The following is a 19,132-nucleotide window of genomic DNA, read 5'->3' as shown; positions in this document are numbered from 1 at the left end:
CTGACTGGAGCGCGGAGGGTGCGCTCAGGGGAACTCTAAAAGACGTTCGGCGTGTTGGTGAGCGGCGCGGCATTGGCGATCATGCGCACCGCGCGGGCCCGGTGCTGGCCGGCCTGTTCGGCAATGGCGCGCAGGCATTCGGCGTTTTCGGCGCCCCAGTTCTGACCCTTGCAGGCAAAGTCGATTGCCGGCTCCGGCAGCCGCGCCGTTTTGAGGGTCGTCGAGGCGCCCTGCACCACATTGGCCGGCGGATTGAGCGAAGCGAAAGCGGGGCCGGAGACAGGTGCCAGCACCATGCTGGCGAAAGCGCAGGCGCCGATCAGCATGAACATCGCCATCGGATGGTCGCTGGCGCGCTGGCGCAGCGCCAGCTTCGGCCGGCGATCATTGCGCTCCGGGCCATATGCGTGGCGACTCGCGTCAACGGTCTGGACTTTCGCAAACATCGGCTGCTCCCTTCGTTATCTTTCCTTTTCCCATGAAACGAACTTAATCGCGCCGCGTAACAGCCGAATGGTAGGGCGCGATTGCCCGTGTAACAGGATTGAAACAGGGATTTGGATCGCCAGCCTTCCATCCCTGCTTGCCCGCCAGCGAAGGTTCATGCGCCTATCCGACGCAGCGAACTGTAAGCGACCTCACACAGCCGCCGAATTGGCGTGGCTGTCGCGATCATCCGATGCGCAAGGCGCGCCGAAACGGACCTATCGCAACGCCCGAATCCGCAGCCGGAACCGCTGTTTTACATCCTTGGTTAAGGCTCGGATTTTCCGGGATTTTTCTGGCTTGGGCGACCTCAAAGCCGCCGCCGCAGAATTTCCATACTTCCACAACTCGTTGCATTTCAATGCAAAATATGATTTTATTGAATGAGTATTCAACAAAAAGAAGAGCGCTTTTATGAACCCGCACCTCCGTGACGTGGCGATCCCCAACGATTGGGACCGGCGGGGCTTGCCGGGGTGGAGTTATCACTCCAACGCGCTGCTCGAGCTCGAGAAGGAATATGTCTTCCGCAATCACTGGCAGATCGCCGGCCACGTCTCCGACGTTCCGAATGCGGGCGATTATCTGACTATGGACGTCATCGGCGAGCGCGCGCTGATCGTGCGCGGCAAGGACGGCGTCGTGCGCGCCTTCAACAATATGTGCCGCCACCGCGGCAGCCGCGTCGTCGCCGACAGCCAGGGCACCTGCAAGAACGCGCTGGTCTGCCCGTTCCACGGCTGGGTCTACAATCTCGACGGCACGCTGCGTGGCGCGGCACGTCCGCGCTCTTTCCCCGAGCTCGACAAGACCGAGTTCGGCCTGATGCCGCTCGACCTGGAAATCTGGATGGGCTTCATCTTCATCCGCTTCCGCAACGGCGGCCCGCAGCCTTCGGTGGCCGAGCTCTTGAAGCCGATCGAGGCCGAGATCGCCAACTACCGCGTTGCCGACATGGTGCCGTCCTGGGGCACCTGGACGCAGAAATCGCCGGTCAACTGGAAGTCGGTGCGCGACGTCGACAATGAAGGCTATCACGTCGCCATGGCGCATCCGGCGCTGCAGGACCTTTACGGCGCGACCTATTTCGACGAGCCCTTCATCAACGGCGTGTCGCGGTCCTTTGCCACCTACAACCCGCATGCCGGGCGGCGCTGGAGCGTCGGCCAGTACATCAAAATAGCGCCCGAGCCGACGCATCTGCCGGAGCATTTGCGCAAGGCCTGGATCTACTACGGCATCTTCCCCAACAACGCGCTGTCGATCATGCCGGAATCGGTGCAGTTCTATCAGGAGTTCCCGCTGTCGACCGGCGAGACGCTGCTGCGCGGCGCGATCTACCGCTACAAGGGCGAGACAAGAAAGCAGGCGGCGGCGCGCTACCTCGCCTACCGTATCGACCGCGACACCATGAACGAGGATGTGCAGCTTTCGGTGTGGTCGAACGAATCCATGCTGTCGGAAGCCTTCGGGGGCTTTTATCTTTCCGATCTCGAATACGGCGTGCGCACCCACCACGACCATCTGCGCAGTCAGGTCCCGGTGCTCAACCTCGAGACGGCGCCCGAGGAGAAGGACATGTGGGGGCTGAACGACGCGCTGAGGTCGAGGGGATAGAGCCTTCCTTCTCCCCGTTGCACGGGGAGAGGATGCCGGCAGGCAGGTGAGGGGCAGCGCCGAGCTGGCGAGATTATCACTTCAAAGACGATCGCTTTTCGAATTAGGTGGCACGGCCAGTCACCAAACGCCGGCGCCGCCCCTCATCCGCCCTTCGGGCACCTTCTCCCGGTAGAACGGGGAGAAGGAAGGCTAATCACCCCCGCCACACGCCTTCCTTCCTGAGATCATCCATCGTCCGCGAAATCCCCTCGCGCAGGATTGCCACCATGTCGTCGACCTGCTCGCGACTGATGATCAGCGGGGGCGACATCACGCACATGTTGATGAGCGGCCGCACCAAAAGGCCGAGCTCGTGGCAATGCGCGTCGATGCGCTTGCCCACATCCTTATCGAGCTGCAGCGGATCCTTGCTCTCGCGGTCGGCGACGCATTCGACGCAAGCCATCAGGCCAACGCCGCGCACCTCGCCGACGAGCGGCAATTCCTCGAGCGTCTTCAGCCGCGCCTGGAAATAGGGCGCGATCTCGCGTGCATGCTGAAGCACGCCATCTTCCAGTAGGTCGAGGTTTTTCAGCGCGACGGCGCAGCCGATCGGATGGCTCGTGTAGGTGAGGCCGTGCCCGAACAGCGCGTCGGGATGATTGGAGCGTCGCAACAGTTCCAGCAGCCGCTCCGAGATGATGACACCGCCGAGCGGGAAATAGCCCGAGGTGACGCCCTTGGCGAAGGTGATCATATCCGGGTCGATGCCGAACACGTCGCCTGAAGCAAAGACGTGGCCGAGCCGCCCGAAGCCGGTCACCACCTCGTCCGAGACGTAGAGGATGTCATTCTCGCGGCAGATCTCGCGGATGCGGTTGAGATAGCCATCCGGCGGCACGACAACGCCGCCCGAAGCCTGCACCGGCTCGCCGACAAAGGCGCCGATCCGGTCTGCGCCGACGCGCGCAACGGTGTCGCCGAACTGATCGACGAGGAAATCGGTGAAGGCGGGAACGCTCATGCCTTGCGGCCGCCGGAACGGGTTGGGCGATGACAGCTTCACCACCAGTTCGTCGGCGCCGTCCATCCAGTCGCGGTCGCGCGGGCGGCCGTTGAGCGAGGCCGACAGGTAGGTCGAACCGTGATAGGCGCCGCCGCGGCTGAGGATCAGCTTCTTCTCCGGGCGGCCGCGCACGTTGTTGTAGAACTGCATGAAGCGCAGCGCCGTCTCCACCGCCGACGAGCCGCCTGTGGTGAAGAAGGTATGGCTGAGGTCGCCCGGCGCGGCGTCCGCAATGCGCCGGGCAAGCTCGGCCGAAGGCGCGTTCATCGTGTACCACGGCGTGTTGTAGGAGAGCGCCATCGCCTGGTCGTACATCACCCTTGCCAGCGCCTCGCGGCGGTGGCCGACATTGATGCACCACATGCCGGCCGGGCCGTCGATCAGCCGCTTGCCGGAAGCGTCGGTGATGTAGATGCCGTCGCCCTCGCCGATCAGCGCGCGCGCCTCCGCGCCGACCGAGCCCGCGTAGGGCCAAGGCTGGACGAGATGGCGCTTGGCGAGCTCGACCGCGTCGTCGTCGCCGGGCTCGATGATTTCGCTTGCCTTAATCTTGCTTTGAGCCGCCATGTTAGCCTCGCATCGTCCAGTTGCGGAGTGTTTCCTAGACACGAAACGAAGCGGAATGCCGCGGAAATTCCGCCTTTCTTCACTTCATTTTGAATGTCCGTTCAATCAATATTACAGAAATAGCGCTTGATTTCAATCGGCGGATGCGCTCATGATGAAAGAAAGCCGGCAAGCTAGGGCGCGATCGCTCCAGGCATAAGAATTTGGGAACACGGCGCCGGTTAATGGGAAGGCCGAATGGCGGGACAGTCCGAGCCAGCAACCGCAATCACGCCCGGAGCGCTGCAATGACGGCGGCGGCGGAAGGGTCGCCCCCGCTCACCATGGCGGGAGCCAGACGAAGTCCCCTTCTGCAATCGGAAGCCGCCCAAGGCTTTGCGCTGATAAGCCCGACCTTCCTCTACGCGCTTATCCTTCTCGTCCTGCCGATCCTGGTCGTCATCGCCCATTCCTTCTGGACGCAGGACTACCTCACCATCGACCACACCTTCACGCTGGAGAACTACCGGATCGCGCTGACCGAGCCGATCTACCGCGACCTGCTCTGGCGCTCGCTCTACATCTCGCTGACGGTCAGCCTGCTCACTGTGGCTCTCGCCTACCCGATCGCCTATTTCATTTCCTTCCACGGCGGCCGCCACAAGAGCCTGTGGCTGTTCCTCATCACCATCCCGTTCTGGACCAGCTACCTTTTGCGCGTGATGTCGTGGAAGGTGATCCTCGGCTATAACGGCGTGCTGAATTCCGGCCTGATGGGGCTGGGCATCATCGACGAGCCGTCGACGGCGCTGCTCTACAATTCCAGCGCCGTCATCATCACGCTCACACATGCCTGGGCGACCTTCGCCATCCTGCCGATCTTCGTCTCGCTGGAGAAGGTCGACCGCACGCTGGTCGAAGCGGCGACCGATCTCGGCGACGGGCCGCTGCGCTCCTTCCTCCGCGTGACGTTGCCGCTGTCAGCGCCGGGTGTGATTTCGGCCGCGCTCATCGTGATGATCCCGACCGTCGGCGACTATGTCACGCCGAAGCTGGTCGGCGGCAAGGACGGCGTCATGATCGCCAACGCCATCCAGGCGCAGTTCGGCAAGGCGTCGAACTGGCCGCTGGGTGCTGCGCTCTCGGTCACCACCATGGTCATCGTCTCGCTGATGGCCGGCGCCACGGTGCTGGTCATCCGGGCGCTGCAGAGGCTGGCGCGATGACGGCGATCAGACGTTTCCTGCCGGGATGGCTGTCGAGTTACGCCGCGCTCTACATCCTTTTCCTCTATTTGCCGGTGATCTTCCTGCCGATCTTTTCGATCAATACGGCAGCAACGCCGAAATTCCCGCTCTCCGGCGTCACGCTCCATTGGTATGAGGACCTGCCGCGCACGCCGGCGCTGATCGACGCGACTTGGAACAGCTTGGCTGTCGGTGTCTCGGCCTCGATCCTGTCGACCGTGCTCGGCATCCTCGCTGCCCGCTCGATCACCCGCTACCGCTATCCCGGCCGACGCACCATCAATGGGCTGATCATGGCGCCGCTGGTGCTGCCCGAGGTGATCGTCGCCATCTCGATGCTGCTCGTCATGCTGCAGCTTGGCTTGAGCCTGTCGCTGTTCACCGTCGTGCTCGGTCATGTGCTGGTCTGCATCCCCTATTCGATGACGGTGCTGACCTCCGGTTTCGAAGGCTTTGATCGCAGCCTGGAGGAGGCTTCCGCCGATCTCGGCGAGAGCGCCTTCGGCACCTTCCGGCGCGTGACGCTGCCAATGGTCGCGCCGGCGATCATCTCCAGCCTGCTCGTCTGCTTCACCATCTCGCTCGACGAATTCATCATCGCTTTCTTCCTGACCGGCACCGAGGCGACGCTGCCGATCTACATCTGGGGGCAGTTGCGCTTCGCGGCAAAACTCCCCGGCGTGCTGGCGCTCGGCACCTTGCTGCTGGTGGCGTCCTTCGTGCTGATGGCCGTTGCCGAAATCCTGCGCCGCCGCGCGGCGAGACGCACCCAGAACGAGGGAGGCCTCTATGCTTGAGCGGGTCCAATCGGAGCGCACCCAATCAGATCGCACCATGATCGAGATCCGCGAGGTCACGCGCAGCTACGGCGCCTTCAAGGCGCTGGACGATGCATCGCTCAGCATCCGCGAGGGCGAGTTCTTCTCGCTGCTTGGTCCTTCCGGCTGCGGCAAGACCACGCTGCTGCGCATGATCGCCGGCTTCGACACGCCGACCAGCGGCTCGATCGCCGTGGACGGTCAGCCGATGGACGGCATTCCCGCCAACCGGCGGCCGACCAACATGGTGTTCCAGAGCTATGCAATCTTCCCGCACCTGAATGTGGAGCAGAATGTCGCTTACGGCCTGAAGCGTCTGAAGCTGCAGGGCGGCGAGGAAAAGCGCCGGGTCGAGGAGGCGCTGGCGCAGGTGTCGCTGACCGGCCTCGGCAAGCGCCGCGCCACCGAGCTCTCCGGCGGCCAGCGCCAGCGCGTGGCGCTCGCCCGCGCGCTGGTGATGCGACCCAAGGTGCTGCTCCTCGACGAGCCGCTCTCGGCGCTCGACAAGAAGCTGCGCGAGCAGATGCAGGTCGAGCTGCGCCGGCTGCAGCAGGCGGTCGGCATCACCTTCGTGCTGGTCACGCACGACCAGTATGAGGCTTTGGCCATGTCGGACCGCATCGCCGTGATGTTCGGCGGCCGCATCGCGCAGGTCGCCTCGCCGAAGGAGATCTACCAGCGCCCGGTCAACCGCCAGGTAGCCGATTTCCTCGGCGGCATGAACTTCGTCAAGGCCGAGATCGTCGAGGAGAACGGCGCGTCGCTGGTGCTCGACACGCTCGGCTTCGGCCGTGTCAAGACCGACAAGCCGAAGGCCTTCGCGCGCAATGGCGGCGTAGCCACGCTCGGCATCCGCCCGGAGCGGCTGCGCGTGCTGTGGGACAATGCGACGGCGAAGTTCGAGGTCGCCGGCAAGGTGGTCGAGCGCCACTATTTCGGCGAGATCACGCATCTGATCGTCGAGATCCCAGGACTGGAAAAGCCGCTCTCGGTGACCGAGACCAATGATTTCGGCGCCGACGACATTCCCGTCGGCGCGCCGATCCGCCTCGCCTACGATCCCGAGGCCCTTGTCGCGATGGCGGACTGAATCTTCCGGGCAGCGATGCGGCCGGCCACGATCGCACCCTCGACATAGCCCGGAAATGACGGCGACAGTTCCGAAGCGGCGAAATGGACGGGCAGCGCGCCGGCAAGGATGATGCGCTCGGCGTTCCTCGCCGTCACGTCGACGATGAGATCGCTGTAGGCACCGCCGCTCCAGCGGTCGTGCGTCCAGTCGCGCTGATTGAAATCGAGCATGTCGGCCGCGTCCGGGCCGAGCGCGTCGACAAGCCTCGCCGTCACCTCCGCACGCAATGCCGCCTCGCCCAACTCACGCCAGCGCAATGCACGCGGCCCGCCGACGAAGACGGTGAGCGCGGCGTGCCCCGCATCCTTGCTGGCGTCGCAGGCAAACAGCCCCGGCAGATCGCGCCACATAACCATGCCGCTCAAACCCCGCTCGCGCCAGAATGGCTTCTCGTAGCGCACCAGGATCTTGATCACCGCACCGCTCTCCCAGACGCCCAATGCCTTCGCCAGGGCGGGCGGCAGGGCAGGCGCGAAGTCAAGCTTGGCAGCTGTCGCCGGTGGCAGCGCAATCAGCACCGCGCGCGCTTCGATAGTGCCGCTTGCCGTGGCGACACGAACGCCCTCGCGCGCATGCTCGACGCGCGTCGCCGGCTGACTGAGCCGCAGCCGGTCGCCGAGATAGCCCGCCAGATCGTCGGCGAGCGACTGCATGGTTTCGCGCAATGAGTACTGCAGCTCCGGCACCTCGTTGGTGATGCGCCGGTCGTTGTCGATCAGGTGCCAGAGCGGCACCTTATCCAACGCCAGGCACCACAGGCCCTCGATCAACGAGCGAAAGCCCGCCTTGGCATCCGCCGGGTCTTCCTGGCGTTCGAGCCAGTCGGCGACGCTCAAGCCGGCGATCGCCGGATCGTCCGGCTCGATACTGTTCATGCGGTCGCGGATCGCCATCGAGGCGTGATACATGAGCTCGCCCCTCGAAGCCGACATACGCGGATGGGTGATGAACTCGCCCTCGACATAGGTCTCGACGAATGTCTTGCCGCGCGCCTTCGCCAGCGCCATCACCTCGGGCATGTCTTCGCACAGGAACTGGCCGCCGCTGTCGACCAGCTCGCCGAGTCCGTTTCGCACGGCCTCCACGCGCCCGCCGACACGATCGCGCGCTTCCAGGACAAGGAAATCGATCCCGGCGCGCTTCAGTTCGAGCGCGGCGGACAGGCCGGTGAAGCCGGCGCCGATGATGGCAACATCGGTCGTTTCGGTTCTGCTGCTCAATAGCCGGCCTTGATCTTCTCGAACTCGGCGACCATCCGCTGCTTGAGCTCGGGCGCCACCGGCTGCTGGAACAGCGTCTTGTCGAGGAACTTGTCGAGATTGTCGAAGCCGCGTTCGGTGAGCAGCTTCTGGTCCATCGCCGCCATGCCGGCGCTGTTGCCGTGGCCGTATCCGAAGGTCTTCACCATATACTCCGAAACATCGGGCGCGTTGACGGCGTTGAGGAAATAGTAGGCCTGGTCGAGCTTGCCCGGCGCGTCCTTCATCAGCACATAGCCGCACACCCAGGTCGACAGGCCTTCCCTCGTGTTGCGGTTCATCTCGATCGGCAGTCCTTGCCCTTTCAGCGTCACATAGGTCTCGTTCCAGCCCCAGACCAGATCGACCTCGTTGCCGGTGAAGGCCTGGTTGAGGTCGGTGTCGTCGGTCCAGTAGAAGCGGATGTTCTTGTGCACGTCGCGCAGGAAGGCGGAAGCTTGGCTGAACTGCTCGTCGGTCATCTTGGTCCAGTCCTTCAGCCCGATGACGAGGCTCGCCAGCGCATAGGCATCGTCGACATTGTCGCCGATGGTGACGCGGCCCTTGAACTTGGGATCGGCGAAGATTTTCAGCGACTGCGCCTCGTCCGCCGTCACCTTGTCGGTGCGATAAAGCAGCGAGGTGTTGCCCCAGTCGAAAGGCATGAACCAGGCCTTGCCGTCGGCGGTGGTGGCGAGGTCCTTCATCGCCATGATGCCCGGATTGAGATCCTTCCAGCCGGCAATCCTGGAAGTGTCGAGCGGCTGCAGCAGGCCGGCCTCGCGCCACTTCACAACACTCTGCGAGCAGGGATGGGCGATGTCGGCCTTGAAACCGGCGCGCATCTTCTCGAAGGCTTCGTCCTCGTCGCCGAAGAAGGAGAAGCTCGGCTCGGCCCCGTATTTGGCGGTATAGGCCGGATGCAGCAGCGGATCTTCGTAGCCCGACCAGTCGAAAACCACGAGGTCGCCGCCGCCCTCGGCAAGCGCAAAGGCGGCGCCGGCGCCGATGGTGACGACGGCAGCCAAGGCAAGGCGGCGAAGCATGGATGTCATGGCGCGAGAACTCCCCCGTCGCAAACGCATCGCTGGAAGTTAAGAGAATTCAGAAGCTTTGACGAGCCCACCCGCTCCGCTTCGCTGCGGAGCATGCGGGCATTGAAGCAAAGCTCAATAGCCGGCTTTGATCTTCTCGAACTCGGCGATCATCTTCAGCTTGAGCTCGGAAGGCAGCGGTTGCTGGAACAGCGTCTTGTCGACCCACTTTTCCACATTGTCGTAGCCCTTTTCCTTAAGCACCGCCTGGTCGACGCCGGCCATGCCCTTGGCGTTGGCCTGGCCGTAGCCCCAATCCTTGACCAGCACCTTGGCGACTTCCGGATCATTGACGGCGTTGAGGTAATCATAGGCCTTGTCGACGTTGCCTGGCGCGTCCTTGAACAGCACATAGCCGCACACCCAGGTCGACATGCCCTCGTCGGTGTCCTTCCTGGATTTGATCGGCACGCCGGCCGCGACCGACTGCACCGTGGCGTCGTTCCAGGCCCAGGCGAGATCAACCTCGCCGCCGCTCAACAGCTGCACGATGTCGGTGGTGTCGGTCCAGTAGGAGCGCACGTTCTTGTGCACCTGGCGCAGGAAGTCGGACGCCTGCTTGAACTGCTCGTCCGTCATCTTGGTCCAGTCCTTGAGTCCGATGGCGAGGCTGGCCAGGGCATAGGCGTCGTCGACATTGTCGCCGATCGAGACCCTGCCCTTGTACTTCGGATCGGCGAAGGCCTTCAGCGACTGCACGTCCTTCTCGGCGATCTTGTCGGAATTGTAGGTGAGCTGCGTGTCGCCCCAGTCCCACGGCATGAACCAGGCCTTGCCGTCGGATGTCGTGGCAAGATCCTTCATCGCCATGATGCCGGGATTGAGATCCTTCCAGCCGGCGATCTTCGAGGTGTCGAGCGGCTGCAGCAGCCCCGCCTCGCGCCACTTCACCACGCTCTGCGAGCAGGGATGGCCGAGGTCGGCCTTGAAGCCGGAGCGGATCTTTTCGAATGCCTCGTCCTCGTCGCCGAAGAAGGCGAAGGTCGGCGAGTCGCCGTCCTTCTCGACATATTTCGGATGGAAGCTCGGATCCTCATAGCCGGACCAGTCGAACACGATCAGCTCCTTGTCGGCGGCGACGGCGAACGCCGCCGCCAAGGCCGCCAGCGCGCCGGTGAGCGCCAATGTCAACGTGAGGCGTCGGCTGAGTTTCTTCATGCTGTTCCATCCTCTTTTGGTCTTGCCGGTCTTGTTTCATGCCGGTATTGGCGGCCGGCTGTTGCTAACCGTAATGTTTTGGGAAGGCGGCCGCCAAAAAGGCGTTGGCCGCCTGCAGCGCCGTTTCGCGCGTGGTGTCCTCCGTCCCCATCATCAGCCGCAGCCACAGGCCCTCGAGCATGGCGCTAAGCGCCAGGGCCATGACCTGAGGCTCATAGGCGTAGCCGCCGCTTTGCTTCAGCGTCGCACAGAGGTCGACGAAGACCTGCTGGTAGTAAGCGTCGCGCGAACTGCTCAGCGCCTGGTAGGTCGGCCGCGACTTGGCCTCGCCCCAGAAGGCGCACCAGGCGGCGAGCTTGCGCTTGTTGCAGATCGAGCGGTCGAAGTCGGCCCACACCAGCGCTTGCAGCTGCCGGGCCGGATCGTCACCGGCCTTCTGCAAGGCGGCGCGCCAATGCGCCGAATACTCGTCATACATGTACTGCAGCGTGGCGACGAGCAACTTTTCCTTGCTCTCGAAATGGAAGTTGACGATGCCGCGCGACAACCCGGCGCCGTCGGCGACATCGGCCATCGTCGTCTCCGCATAGCCGCGCTTGGCGAGCGAATCGATCGTCGCTTCGATCAGCTGGAGCTGCCTGACCTCTTTCGACGCCTTGCGCCCGCGCTTCTCCGCGTCTGCTTTTCGCGCCGGTTCGGAAGCGTTGTCCCTGGACTCTACAGTCTTCATGGGTGTGACGGTCTCCAGCATTGCCGGCTATCCAACCGGCTTCCAACCGCGCAGATGAGTGGGGCGGTGCTCCCCACTGTCAAGCACCTTCTGCATCGCCTCCCAGGTCCCGATGTTCTTGTCGAAATAGGCCGCGCCGACCGCGGCGGCGACCGGCTCATAGAGTGGCCCCTTGAGGCGTGCGAGTTCTTCCCGCGCGACCTCGCGGTACCATGGATTGCGGTCGCGAACGGCAATGTCCGAGAAGCCGGCGCGCCGCATCGCCTCGGCGTAGCGCGCCGGCGAGGCCATTGCGAACGACAAGCCTTCCGCCGCTGTATAAGCCTTCATCTCCGGAGACGGCTCGCCGTCATGCGCGATCATCCAGTTCGACGCGGCGAAGACGCCGCCCGGCCTCAGCACGCGGAAAATCTCGGCGAACAACGCGTCTTTGTCGGCCACATGAAGCAGCGCGTCCTTCGAGAAGACGACATCGAAGGCAGCATCCGTGAACGGCAGTGGTCCCGGCGGCGCCTGGACGAAGCGGACGCGGTCTTGGAGACCGCGCATGGCCGCCCTTCGCCTCGCCGCCTCGATCACCGGCTTTTCGACATCGAAGCCGGTGGCATGCGCCGCGCCGTGCCGCACCGCCAGATGCAGCGTGATGCCGCCGGCGCCGCAGCCGATATCGAGGATCGTCTTGCCCTTGAGCGACAGACCTTCGACCACGCGGTCGACTTCTGCCGGACCGCCCGGCGACAGATAGCCGTCGCCCCAGAGCGCCGCGAGGAAGCGGATGGCGGTATCGTCATATTCCGGCTCGGCGTCAGCCGTTTCGATCATCGGATCTTTAGCCCCAAAAGCCGAAGTGGCCCAATCCAGAATGCTAGCAAAGCGTAGCGCATCAACGGAAAAACGCAACACCATTTGTTGAACATTCATTCAAAATGGCTGGACAATAAACTGTTAGCCGTGCCAAATTCGGGCAACCAGGGCCAAGATCACGCAAAAAAGAAGGCCGGCGAACGGAGGGTGAGCGCGCATGAAGACGTGGGACGCGATCGTCATCGGCGGTGGCCACAACGGGCTGGTCAACGCCTGCTATCTGCAGCGCGCCGGGCTCGACGTGCTGGTGGTGGAGAAGAACGACTGGGTCGGCGGCGCCGCCACCAGCCGCGAGCTGACGCCGGGCTTCCTCTACTCCAACTGCTCCTATGTCTGCTCGCTGTTCCGGCCTGAGATCATGCGTGACCTGGAACTGCCGCGCTTCGGCCTGCAAGTGATCTCCTACGAAGGCGGCGCGGTGTTCACGCGCGACGGCGACTATCTCGCCAACTACCGCGATCATGACGCGCACCGCCGCGAGTTCGCCCGCTTCTCCAAGCGCGACGCCGAGGCCTATGACCGCTATTCGCGCGACGTCACCAGGCAGTGCCGGTTCATCCAGCCGCTTTTGATGCGCACCGCGCCCGACCCCACCAGCCTCAAGCCGCGCGACCTCGGCGAACTGCTTTATCTCGGCAAGAAATTCGCCGGTCTCTCCGCCCAGGAAATGGCGCTGACACTGCGCTTCTGGACGATGTCGATCTCCGATTTCCTCGACGAATATTTCGAGACCGACGTCATCAAGGCGAACTTCGCACTCTCCGGCATCATCGGCACCGCGCTCGGGCCGATGTCGCCCGGCACGGCCTATGTGCTCCTCCACCACTATATGGGCGAGGTCGACGGTTCGGTCGGCGCCTGGGGCTATGCGCGCGGCGGCATGGGCGCCGTCACCAAGGCGCTGGCCGCCTCCTTCAGCGCCTCGGGCGGCACCATCCGCACCGGCGCCGCGGTCGACCATGTGCTGATCAGGAACGGCAAGGCGAGAGGCGTCGTGCTCGCCGGCGGCGAAGAGGTCTACGCCAAGCTCGTCATCTCCAACGCCGACGTAAAGCGGACCTTCCTGAAGCTGGTCGAGGAAAAGGAGCTGCCCGATATCTTCCTGCGCCGCGTCAGGAACTTCAAGATCCGCGGCTCGTCCGGCAAGGTCAACATCGCACTCGATTCGCTTCCCGAATTCCCGGCCTTGCCCAAGGATTCGCCGGTCTATCGCGCCGACATGCATTTCACCGATTCCATCGAGCGCATGGAGCGCGCCTATGACGACTGGAAGGCCGGGCGCTGGTCGGCCGACCCCTTCCTCGACATGGTGATCCCGACCACGCTCGACCCGACCATGGCGCCGCCGGGAAAACATTTCATGAGCTGCTTCGTGCAATACGCGCCGCCCAAGATCGGGGGGGCGGACTGGACCGACGCCGATCGCGACGGCTTCGCCGAAAGCGTGATCGCGCAGATCACCGACTACTCACCCGGCTTCCGCGACCGCATCGTCCATATGGAAGTGCGCACGCCGCGCGAGATCGAGGCAGAGGTCGGCCTCACTGAAGGCAACATCTTTCAGGGCGAGCTCACCTTCGACCAGTTGCTCTTCAACCGCCCGGTGCCAGGCTACTCGCAATACCGCTCGCCCGTCGGCGGGCTCTATATGTGCGGCTCCTCCACCCATCCTGGCGGCGGCGTCATGGGCGCGCCCGGACGCAACGCCGCCGCCGAGATCCTGCGCGACCTTGCCAAGCCAATCCTGCATATGAGCCCGGCCCATGACGTCATCTGAAGTGAACTGGGACGCCATCGTCATCGGCGGCGGCCACAATGGCCTTGTCGCCGCCGCCACGCTGGCGAAATCGGGACGCAAGGTGCTGCTGCTCGAGGCCGGCAACGAGGTTGGCGGCGCAGCGCGCACCGAGGAATGCGCGCCTGGCTTCCGCGTCTCCGCGGTCGCCCATCTGCTCAACCGCCTGCATCCCGATGTGGTGAGGACGCTGGAGCTGGAGCGGCATGGGCTGACGGTCGAGCGCGGCGATTTCGTGCCGTCGGTCGCTTTGTCTAAGGACGGTCCGCTGGTGCTGCACGGCGCCTATGGCGAGGTGCTGACGGGCGCAAGCCCTTCCGAACAGTCCGCCTGGAAGGCGCTGCGCGCGCAGCTGCTGCGTTACGCCGGGGTGCTTAAACCTTTCCTGTCGCGCCGGCCGCCGGACCTTGCCGGCATATCGCTCGCCGAAATGACCGGGCTCGGCCAGACCGCGCTGGCGCTGAAGAGGCTCGGCAGGGAAGACATGCGCGACTTCCTGCGCGTGCTCCTGATGAATGTCTACGACCTGCTCGATGAGCAGCTTTCCGACGACAGGCTGAAGGGCCTGCTTGCCTTCGACGCGACGCTCGGCAGCCATCTCGGGCCGCGTTCACCGACCTCGCTGCTCGGCCTCTACTACCGGCTGGCCGGTGAGATCGGCGGCCTCGCCGGCGCGCAGATACAGCCGAAAGGCGGCATGGGCGCCGTCGTAGCCGCTATTCACTCGGCGGCGGAAAAGGCAGGGGTTACGATCCACGCGGCATCGCCGGCCGCCAAGGTCATCGTCGAGAAAGGCCGCGCCGTCGGCGTCGTCACGCGGGGCGGCGAAACATTGCGGGCAAGAACCGTCGTCTCCGCCATCAACCCGGCGACCACGATCCTCGATCTCGTCGGCCCGCGCGAAGTCGATACCGGTTTCGTGCGCAAGGTGAAGAACATCCGCATGAAGGGCGATGCGGCGAAGCTCCATCTGGCGCTCGACCGGCCGCCGCAATTTACGGGCGTCGATGCCGCCGGCCACAAGGGCCGGCTGGTCATCGCCCCTTCGCCCGACCATGTCGAGCGCGCCTTCAACCCGTCGAAATATGGCGAGTTCTCACCTGAGCCGGTGATGGAGATCACGCTGCCCAGCCTTGTCGATTCCTCGCTCGTGCCTTCCGGCGCCTGCGTGCTCTCGGCGGTGGTGCAATACGCGCCCTATGCGCTGAAACAGGGCTGGACCGCCGGCAAGCCGCAATTTCTGAACGCAATCATGACGCAGCTCGAAGCCTATGCGCCGGGCATCGGCTTGACGGTGCGCCACGCCGAGCTTTTGACGCCGGCCGACATCGAGGCGCGCTACCGCATACCCGGCGGCCATTGGCACCATGGCGAGCTGCAGGCCGACCAGATGCTGATGTCGCGGCCGGTCTCCGGCTGGTCGGGCTACGACACGCCGCTCGAAGGACTGTTCCTTGCCGGCGCCGGCTCGCATCCGGGCGGCGGCGTCTCCGGCGCGCCCGGCCTCAACGCCGCGCGCCGCATCATCGCGATGAGGGGGTGACGATGAGGTCGCAAACCGCCAAAGCCGAGCTCTACGGCGCTATGAACCATCATCCCACGATCAAGCCGTCAACAGCCCGCCTCGCCGCCCAATCCCACTTCCGCACGCTTCGGCTGGGCACACCCTTCCAGCCGCGCATCGACGCGCTGGCGCTGACAAACGACTGGTACAACTGGGCCGGCTACCGCGCCCCGCACTCGCTATGGGACGAGGAGCTCGAATATTTCGCTATCCGCAGCCAGGCGGCGTTGTTCGACATCTCGCCGATGACGAAATACCGGATCGAGGGTCCGGACGCCGAAGCCTATCTCGACCGTGTCACGCTGCGCGACGTGCCCAAGCTCAAACCCGGCCGCGTCCACTACACCGCCTGGTGCGACGACGAAGGTTTTGTCCTCGACGACGGCACGCTGTTCCGGCTGTCGCCGACGCGCTTTCGGCTCTGCTCGCAGGAGCGGCATCTGCCTTGGCTGCTCGACAGCGCGATCGGCTACGAGGTGAGCGTCGAGGAAGAGACCGAGGCCGTCGCCGGACTGGCGCTGCAGGGACCGACCGCCTTCGCCATCCTGCGCGATGCGGGCTTCGCTGGCGTCGAACGGCTGAAGGTCTTCGACCTCGCCGAGTTCGCGCATGACGGCGGAACCCTCACCATCTCGCGCACCGGCTTCACCGGCGATCTCGGCTACGAGCTTTTCGTACCGGCGGACAAGGCGCTGAGCCTGTGGGACCGGTTGATGGCGGCGGGCGAGCTGCGCGGCATCCGCGCCATCGGCTACAAGGCGCTGAACCGCGCCCGGCTCGAAGCCGGGCTGATCGTCGCCAATGCCGACTTCACCACGTCCGAGCACGCCATCCGCGCCGACCGCCTGCGCATGCCCGACGAGATCGGCCTCGGCTTCATGGTCGATCCGGACAAGGGTCACTTCAACGGCCGCCGCGCCATCCTCGAGGCGAGGGCCAAGCGCAAGCTGCGCCACGTGCTGGTCGGGCTGGAGATCGAAGGCAACATCCCGGCCGAGCACGCCATCGTCTATTACCGCAAAAGCCAGGAAGTCGGACTGGTGAGCGCGGCGATGTGGTCGCCCATGGCCAAGCGCAACATCGCCATCGCCTCTTTGCAGCGGCCCTATGGCGACACGATCGTCGACGACCTCTGGGTCGAGATCTACGCCATGCGCGAGCTGCAGTACCAGAAGCTGATGAAGCGGGCGAAGGTTGTGCCGCGGCCCTTCATCAAGCTCGACCGCCGCACCGCCAACCCGCCGGCGGATTTCTGACATGGCAAGCGAGCACCTGGACGCGGAGGCGGAAGCTGCCGAGCAGTGGCAGCTGGTCAACACGCCGCTCGGCGGGATGTGGTCCGGCCGCACCCGCTATGCGGCGGCGATGTTCTTCTTCAAGCGCGGCGAGATAAACGCCGAGACGCTCGAGGTCTACCGCATCTGCGCCCGGCTCGACCATGAGGATCCCCTGCCGATCATCCGCGACCGCGGCGTCGGCAAGGAATGGCTGACGCGTATGGGTGCCTAGGGCTTCGTCTGCAGTCGTCATGTATGGACGGCCCCTCTTGGGCAAGAGGGGCCGTCCATACATGACGACGTAAAAGGGCCTTCTAGCCCCCAATCCCGAACGTCCAGGATTGTCCCTTTCACATGAGTAGGCTAGCCGATGGTCCTTTCCAGAACACTCAGCCAATTGCGATAGGCGATCTTCTCGATCAGCGCGCGCCCGAAGCCGCGCGCGGCGAGCGCGTCGATCAGCTTGGGCAGGCCGGCGACGTCACCGATGACGGCCGGGATCATCGCGCCATCGAAGTCGGAGCCGAGCCCGACGCCGTCCTCGCCCAGCGCCTGCAAGAGCGAATCGATATGACGCACCATGATGTCGAGGCCGGTATCGGCATTCATGCGGCCGTCCTCGCGCAGGAAGCCGGTGGCGAAGTTCAGGCCGACCATGCCGCCCGTTTCGCGGATCGCGCCAAGCTGCCAGTCGGTCAGGTTGCGCGAATGGCCGCAGATCGCGTGGACGTTGGAGTGTGTCGCGACCAGCGGCGCATCGCTGAGCGCGGCGACATCGCGAAATCCCTTCTCGTTGAGATGCGAGAGGTCGATCATCATCCTGAGCTGATTGCATGCCTTGACCAGCGCCTTGCCGGCGTCGGTCAGCCCCGGCCCGGTATCGGGCGACGAGGGAAAGCGGAACGGCACGCCATTGCCGAAAGCATTTGGACGGCTCCAGACGATGCCCAGCGAACGCAAGCCGGCGGCATGAAGCACGTCGAGCATGGCAAGCTCGGGATCGATCGCCTCGACGCCCTCGATGTGGAAGACCGCCGCGATCGAACCCTTCGCCATCGCCTCGCGCACGTCGCCGGCGCTGCGGCACACAGTCAGCGCGCCGGCGCGCTCCAGCCGAAACAGGATCGAGGCCATGCCGATGGTCGACGTGATCGCCTCCGCGCGCGGCAGTTCTGGCGGCAAGGGCTCGTTGTCGCTCGGCGCCGGCGGCACGGCGCTGCGCTTGGTCTTTTCGATCGGCGGTGGGAAGATCGCGAACATACCGCCGGCAAAGCCGCCCTTTTTGGCGCGCGGCAGGTCGATATGGCCGCCCGGCGTGCCCTCGATGAACAGCCTTTCGACGTCCGCTTCCTTCGACTGGTAAAGCCTGAGCAGCGTGTCGTTGTGGCCGTCGAAAACGGGAATGAGGTCGGGTTCGGTCATCAGGCCATTCGCTTTTGAGGTGGCAGATCGGGGGCGGGAGAATCCGCGGCTGATCTGTCTACTTAGGCAAGATGGCCGAACTGCGCAAATGCCAGTGGCGTGTTCGCGTTTGTGGCTGGGTGGCTTTTTCCTTTCTCCCCTTGTGGGAGAAAGGAACGCCGCGCTTACCGCTTCAATACATCCGCCCATTCCGGATGGCGGCGGAATTGCGCGTTGGCGAAGGGACAGAGCGGGATGATCTTCTTGCCGGCGGCGCGTGCGTCCTCGACGGCACGGGTGACGAGCCAAAGCCCGGCGCCCTGGCCGCGGAAGACATCCGGCACCTCGGTGTGATCGATGATCAGCTGATGCTCGCCGACCTTGGTGAAGGTCATCTCGGCCTCGGCGCCGCCGGGACCGCGCAGCACGTAGCGCCCCTTGGAGCCGCGGTCTTCCAGTTCAATCTCGGGCAGTTGGTCAGCCATTGTTCTTGTCTCCTTCGCCGGCGGGCGCGGATGCGAATAGCCGCCGCGCCGCTTCGATTTCATTCGGCCGCACCTCGTGCCCGCCGTCGTGCCATTCCACTGTGACATCGGCCCCGTCGGCGCGCAAATAGGCTTCCAGCCGCGCCGTCAGGGTCGGCGGGCAGATCGGATCGCGCCTGCCGGCCGTGATCAGGATGTGGCGGCCGGCAAGGCTGCCCTGCACCTCCGGCTCGAACGGGATCAGCGGATGCATCAGCGTCGTGGCATTGAACAGGCCTGGCTCCGCGAACACCACTGAAGCCAGGATGTTGGCGCCGTTGGAATAGCCGAGGCCGAACACCGCCGAGGGTTTTTCCGCCTCGACATGCGCCTTGACGAAGCCCGCCATCTTGGCCGTCGCCCGCGCAAGGTCGTCCATGTCGTAGATGCCCTCGCCGGTGCGGCGGAAGAAGCGGGCAGCGCCCTGTTCGGACACGTCGCCGCGAGGAGACACGATCGTCGCTTGCGGCACGAGCTCGCGGCCGAAGGACAGGAGCTGGTTCTCGTCGGCCCCGGTTCCGTGGAAGACGAACAGCAGTGGGCCGCCCGGCGAACCGGGCAGCACTTTGTGGATATAGGCGTCCTTGCTCATG

At 64.6% G+C, this 19,132-nt stretch carries 19 protein-coding genes; 9 read left to right on the top strand and 10 right to left on the bottom strand.

The window, feature by feature from the left end; genetic code table 11:
• Positions 1-35: 35 nt before the first annotated feature.
• Positions 36-446 carry a hypothetical protein gene (locus RFM40_RS04690; RefSeq protein WP_320224634.1) on the bottom strand — a complete coding sequence of 137 codons (411 nt, stop codon included), beginning with the start codon at positions 444-446 and terminating at the stop codon, positions 36-38.
• A 157-nt stretch (positions 447-603) separates the two neighbouring features.
• On the opposite strand from RFM40_RS04690, the gene RFM40_RS04685 reads away from it, so the two are divergent.
• Both RFM40_RS04685 and RFM40_RS04680 read left to right on the top strand, forming a co-directional pair.
• Positions 604-873 (top strand): hypothetical protein, encoded by a 270-nt coding sequence (locus RFM40_RS04685; RefSeq protein WP_320224635.1) that lies wholly within the window; start codon positions 604-606, stop codon positions 871-873.
• Between the two features lie 27 nt (positions 874-900).
• Positions 901-2,103 (top strand): aromatic ring-hydroxylating oxygenase subunit alpha, encoded by a 1,203-nt coding sequence (locus RFM40_RS04680; protein WP_320277208.1) that lies wholly within the window; start codon positions 901-903, stop codon positions 2,101-2,103.
• Positions 2,104-2,299: 196 nt separating this feature from the next.
• Here the strand turns inward: RFM40_RS04680 and RFM40_RS04675 are convergent, their stop codons facing one another.
• Positions 2,300-3,718: an aminotransferase gene (locus tag RFM40_RS04675; RefSeq protein WP_320224637.1), complete on the bottom strand. Its 1,419-nt coding sequence runs from the start codon at positions 3,716-3,718 to the stop codon at positions 2,300-2,302.
• A 287-nt stretch (positions 3,719-4,005) separates the two neighbouring features.
• Between RFM40_RS04675 and RFM40_RS04670 the strand changes: the two genes are divergently transcribed.
• The 3 genes from RFM40_RS04670 to RFM40_RS04660 are packed head-to-tail and all read left to right on the top strand — an operon-like array spanning position 4,006 to position 6,852.
• Entirely contained in the window at positions 4,006-4,923 is a 918-nt protein-coding gene (locus RFM40_RS04670; protein ID WP_320277207.1) for an ABC transporter permease, read from the top strand.
• On the top strand, positions 4,920-5,741 hold the full coding sequence (locus tag RFM40_RS04665; RefSeq protein ID WP_320272577.1) for an ABC transporter permease: 822 nt from the start codon (positions 4,920-4,922) through the stop codon (positions 5,739-5,741). The genes RFM40_RS04670 and RFM40_RS04665 overlap by 4 nt, the downstream gene beginning before the upstream one ends.
• 37 nt (positions 5,742-5,778) lie before the next feature.
• On the top strand, positions 5,779-6,852 hold the full coding sequence (locus RFM40_RS04660) for an ABC transporter ATP-binding protein (RefSeq protein WP_320224723.1): 1,074 nt from the start codon (positions 5,779-5,781) through the stop codon (positions 6,850-6,852).
• Here the strand turns inward: RFM40_RS04660 and RFM40_RS04655 are convergent.
• From RFM40_RS04655 to RFM40_RS04635, 5 genes are all read right to left on the bottom strand, one after another.
• Positions 6,816-8,114, bottom strand: a complete 1,299-nt coding sequence (locus tag RFM40_RS04655; RefSeq protein WP_320277206.1) for a flavin monoamine oxidase family protein — start codon at positions 8,112-8,114, stop codon at positions 6,816-6,818. The two genes, RFM40_RS04660 and RFM40_RS04655, sit on opposite strands and share 37 nt — an antisense overlap.
• Positions 8,111-9,187 carry an extracellular solute-binding protein gene (locus RFM40_RS04650; protein ID WP_320224641.1) on the bottom strand — a complete coding sequence of 359 codons (1,077 nt, stop codon included), beginning with the start codon at positions 9,185-9,187 and terminating at the stop codon, positions 8,111-8,113. Before RFM40_RS04650 ends, RFM40_RS04655 begins: the two co-directional genes overlap by 4 nt.
• Positions 9,188-9,301: 114 nt before the next feature.
• Positions 9,302-10,384: an ABC transporter substrate-binding protein gene (locus tag RFM40_RS04645; RefSeq protein WP_320277205.1), complete on the bottom strand. Its 1,083-nt coding sequence runs from the start codon at positions 10,382-10,384 to the stop codon at positions 9,302-9,304.
• Between the two features lie 64 nt (positions 10,385-10,448).
• Positions 10,449-11,135 carry a transcriptional regulator BetI gene (betI, locus tag RFM40_RS04640; protein WP_430691639.1) on the bottom strand — a complete coding sequence of 229 codons (687 nt, stop codon included), beginning with the start codon at positions 11,133-11,135 and terminating at the stop codon, positions 10,449-10,451.
• Positions 11,136-11,141: 6 nt separating this feature from the next.
• Positions 11,142-11,936 (bottom strand): methyltransferase domain-containing protein, encoded by a 795-nt coding sequence (locus tag RFM40_RS04635; RefSeq protein WP_320272572.1) that lies wholly within the window; start codon positions 11,934-11,936, stop codon positions 11,142-11,144.
• A 199-nt stretch (positions 11,937-12,135) separates the two neighbouring features.
• Between RFM40_RS04635 and RFM40_RS04630 the strand changes: the two genes are divergently transcribed.
• From RFM40_RS04630 to RFM40_RS04615, 4 genes are read left to right on the top strand one after another with little or no spacing between them, the layout of a single operon-like run.
• Positions 12,136-13,755: a phytoene desaturase family protein gene (locus RFM40_RS04630; protein WP_320277204.1), complete on the top strand. Its 1,620-nt coding sequence runs from the start codon at positions 12,136-12,138 to the stop codon at positions 13,753-13,755.
• Entirely contained in the window at positions 13,742-15,316 is a 1,575-nt protein-coding gene (locus tag RFM40_RS04625) for a phytoene desaturase family protein (protein WP_320277203.1), read from the top strand. Before RFM40_RS04630 ends, RFM40_RS04625 begins: the two co-directional genes overlap by 14 nt.
• A 41-nt stretch (positions 15,317-15,357) precedes the next feature.
• A complete protein-coding gene (locus RFM40_RS04620) occupies positions 15,358-16,593 on the top strand; it encodes an aminomethyl transferase family protein (RefSeq protein WP_320277253.1) in 1,236 nt (411 codons plus the stop codon).
• 1 nt (position 16,594) lies between these two features.
• Positions 16,595-16,846, top strand: coding sequence for a hypothetical protein (locus RFM40_RS04615; protein WP_320224647.1), 252 nt, complete (start codon positions 16,595-16,597; stop codon positions 16,844-16,846).
• 131 nt (positions 16,847-16,977) lie between these two features.
• On the opposite strand, the gene RFM40_RS04610 is transcribed toward RFM40_RS04615, so the two are convergent.
• From RFM40_RS04610 to RFM40_RS04600, 3 genes are all read right to left on the bottom strand, one after another.
• Positions 16,978-18,036, bottom strand: a complete 1,059-nt coding sequence (locus RFM40_RS04610) for a dipeptidase (RefSeq protein WP_320277202.1) — start codon at positions 18,034-18,036, stop codon at positions 16,978-16,980.
• A gap of 164 nt (positions 18,037-18,200) precedes the next feature.
• A complete protein-coding gene (locus RFM40_RS04605) occupies positions 18,201-18,500 on the bottom strand; it encodes a GNAT family N-acetyltransferase (protein WP_320224649.1) in 300 nt (99 codons plus the stop codon).
• On the bottom strand, positions 18,493-19,131 hold the full coding sequence (locus tag RFM40_RS04600; RefSeq protein WP_320224650.1) for an alpha/beta hydrolase: 639 nt from the start codon (positions 19,129-19,131) through the stop codon (positions 18,493-18,495). Before RFM40_RS04600 ends, RFM40_RS04605 begins: the two co-directional genes overlap by 8 nt.
• Position 19,132 lies beyond the last annotated feature (1 nt).

This window comes from Mesorhizobium captivum (assembly GCF_033977165.1).
GTDB classification, from domain to species: Bacteria; Pseudomonadota; Alphaproteobacteria; order Rhizobiales; family Rhizobiaceae; genus Mesorhizobium; species Mesorhizobium captivum.
Note: the sequence above shows the minus strand (reverse complement) of the source record. Positions and strands in the feature narration are given on the sequence as shown.

Excerpts from the sequence above, each read along its gene's own strand:
- RFM40_RS04690 (WP_320224634.1), bottom strand. The coding sequence starts at position 446 with ATGTTTGCGAAAGTCCAGACCGTTGACGCGAGTCGCCACGCATATGGC.
- RFM40_RS04685 (WP_320224635.1), top strand. The coding sequence starts at position 604 with ATGCGCCTATCCGACGCAGCGAACTGTAAGCGACCTCACACAGCCGCC.
- RFM40_RS04680 (WP_320277208.1), top strand. The coding sequence starts at position 901 with ATGAACCCGCACCTCCGTGACGTGGCGATCCCCAACGATTGGGACCGG.
- RFM40_RS04675 (WP_320224637.1), bottom strand. The coding sequence starts at position 3,718 with ATGGCGGCTCAAAGCAAGATTAAGGCAAGCGAAATCATCGAGCCCGGC.
- RFM40_RS04670 (WP_320277207.1), top strand. The coding sequence starts at position 4,006 with ATGACGGCGGCGGCGGAAGGGTCGCCCCCGCTCACCATGGCGGGAGCC.
- RFM40_RS04665 (WP_320272577.1), top strand. The coding sequence starts at position 4,920 with ATGACGGCGATCAGACGTTTCCTGCCGGGATGGCTGTCGAGTTACGCC.
- RFM40_RS04660 (WP_320224723.1), top strand. The coding sequence starts at position 5,779 with ATGATCGAGATCCGCGAGGTCACGCGCAGCTACGGCGCCTTCAAGGCG.
- RFM40_RS04650 (WP_320224641.1), bottom strand. The coding sequence starts at position 9,187 with ATGACATCCATGCTTCGCCGCCTTGCCTTGGCTGCCGTCGTCACCATC.
- RFM40_RS04645 (WP_320277205.1), bottom strand. The coding sequence starts at position 10,384 with ATGAAGAAACTCAGCCGACGCCTCACGTTGACATTGGCGCTCACCGGC.
- betI (WP_430691639.1), bottom strand. The coding sequence starts at position 11,135 with ATGCTGGAGACCGTCACACCCATGAAGACTGTAGAGTCCAGGGACAAC.
- RFM40_RS04635 (WP_320272572.1), bottom strand. The coding sequence starts at position 11,936 with ATGATCGAAACGGCTGACGCCGAGCCGGAATATGACGATACCGCCATC.
- RFM40_RS04630 (WP_320277204.1), top strand. The coding sequence starts at position 12,136 with ATGAAGACGTGGGACGCGATCGTCATCGGCGGTGGCCACAACGGGCTG.
- RFM40_RS04625 (WP_320277203.1), top strand. The coding sequence starts at position 13,742 with ATGACGTCATCTGAAGTGAACTGGGACGCCATCGTCATCGGCGGCGGC.
- RFM40_RS04620 (WP_320277253.1), top strand. The coding sequence starts at position 15,358 with ATGAACCATCATCCCACGATCAAGCCGTCAACAGCCCGCCTCGCCGCC.
- RFM40_RS04615 (WP_320224647.1), top strand. The coding sequence starts at position 16,595 with ATGGCAAGCGAGCACCTGGACGCGGAGGCGGAAGCTGCCGAGCAGTGG.
- RFM40_RS04610 (WP_320277202.1), bottom strand. The coding sequence starts at position 18,036 with ATGACCGAACCCGACCTCATTCCCGTTTTCGACGGCCACAACGACACG.
- RFM40_RS04605 (WP_320224649.1), bottom strand. The coding sequence starts at position 18,500 with ATGGCTGACCAACTGCCCGAGATTGAACTGGAAGACCGCGGCTCCAAG.
- RFM40_RS04600 (WP_320224650.1), bottom strand. The coding sequence starts at position 19,131 with ATGAGCAAGGACGCCTATATCCACAAAGTGCTGCCCGGTTCGCCGGGC.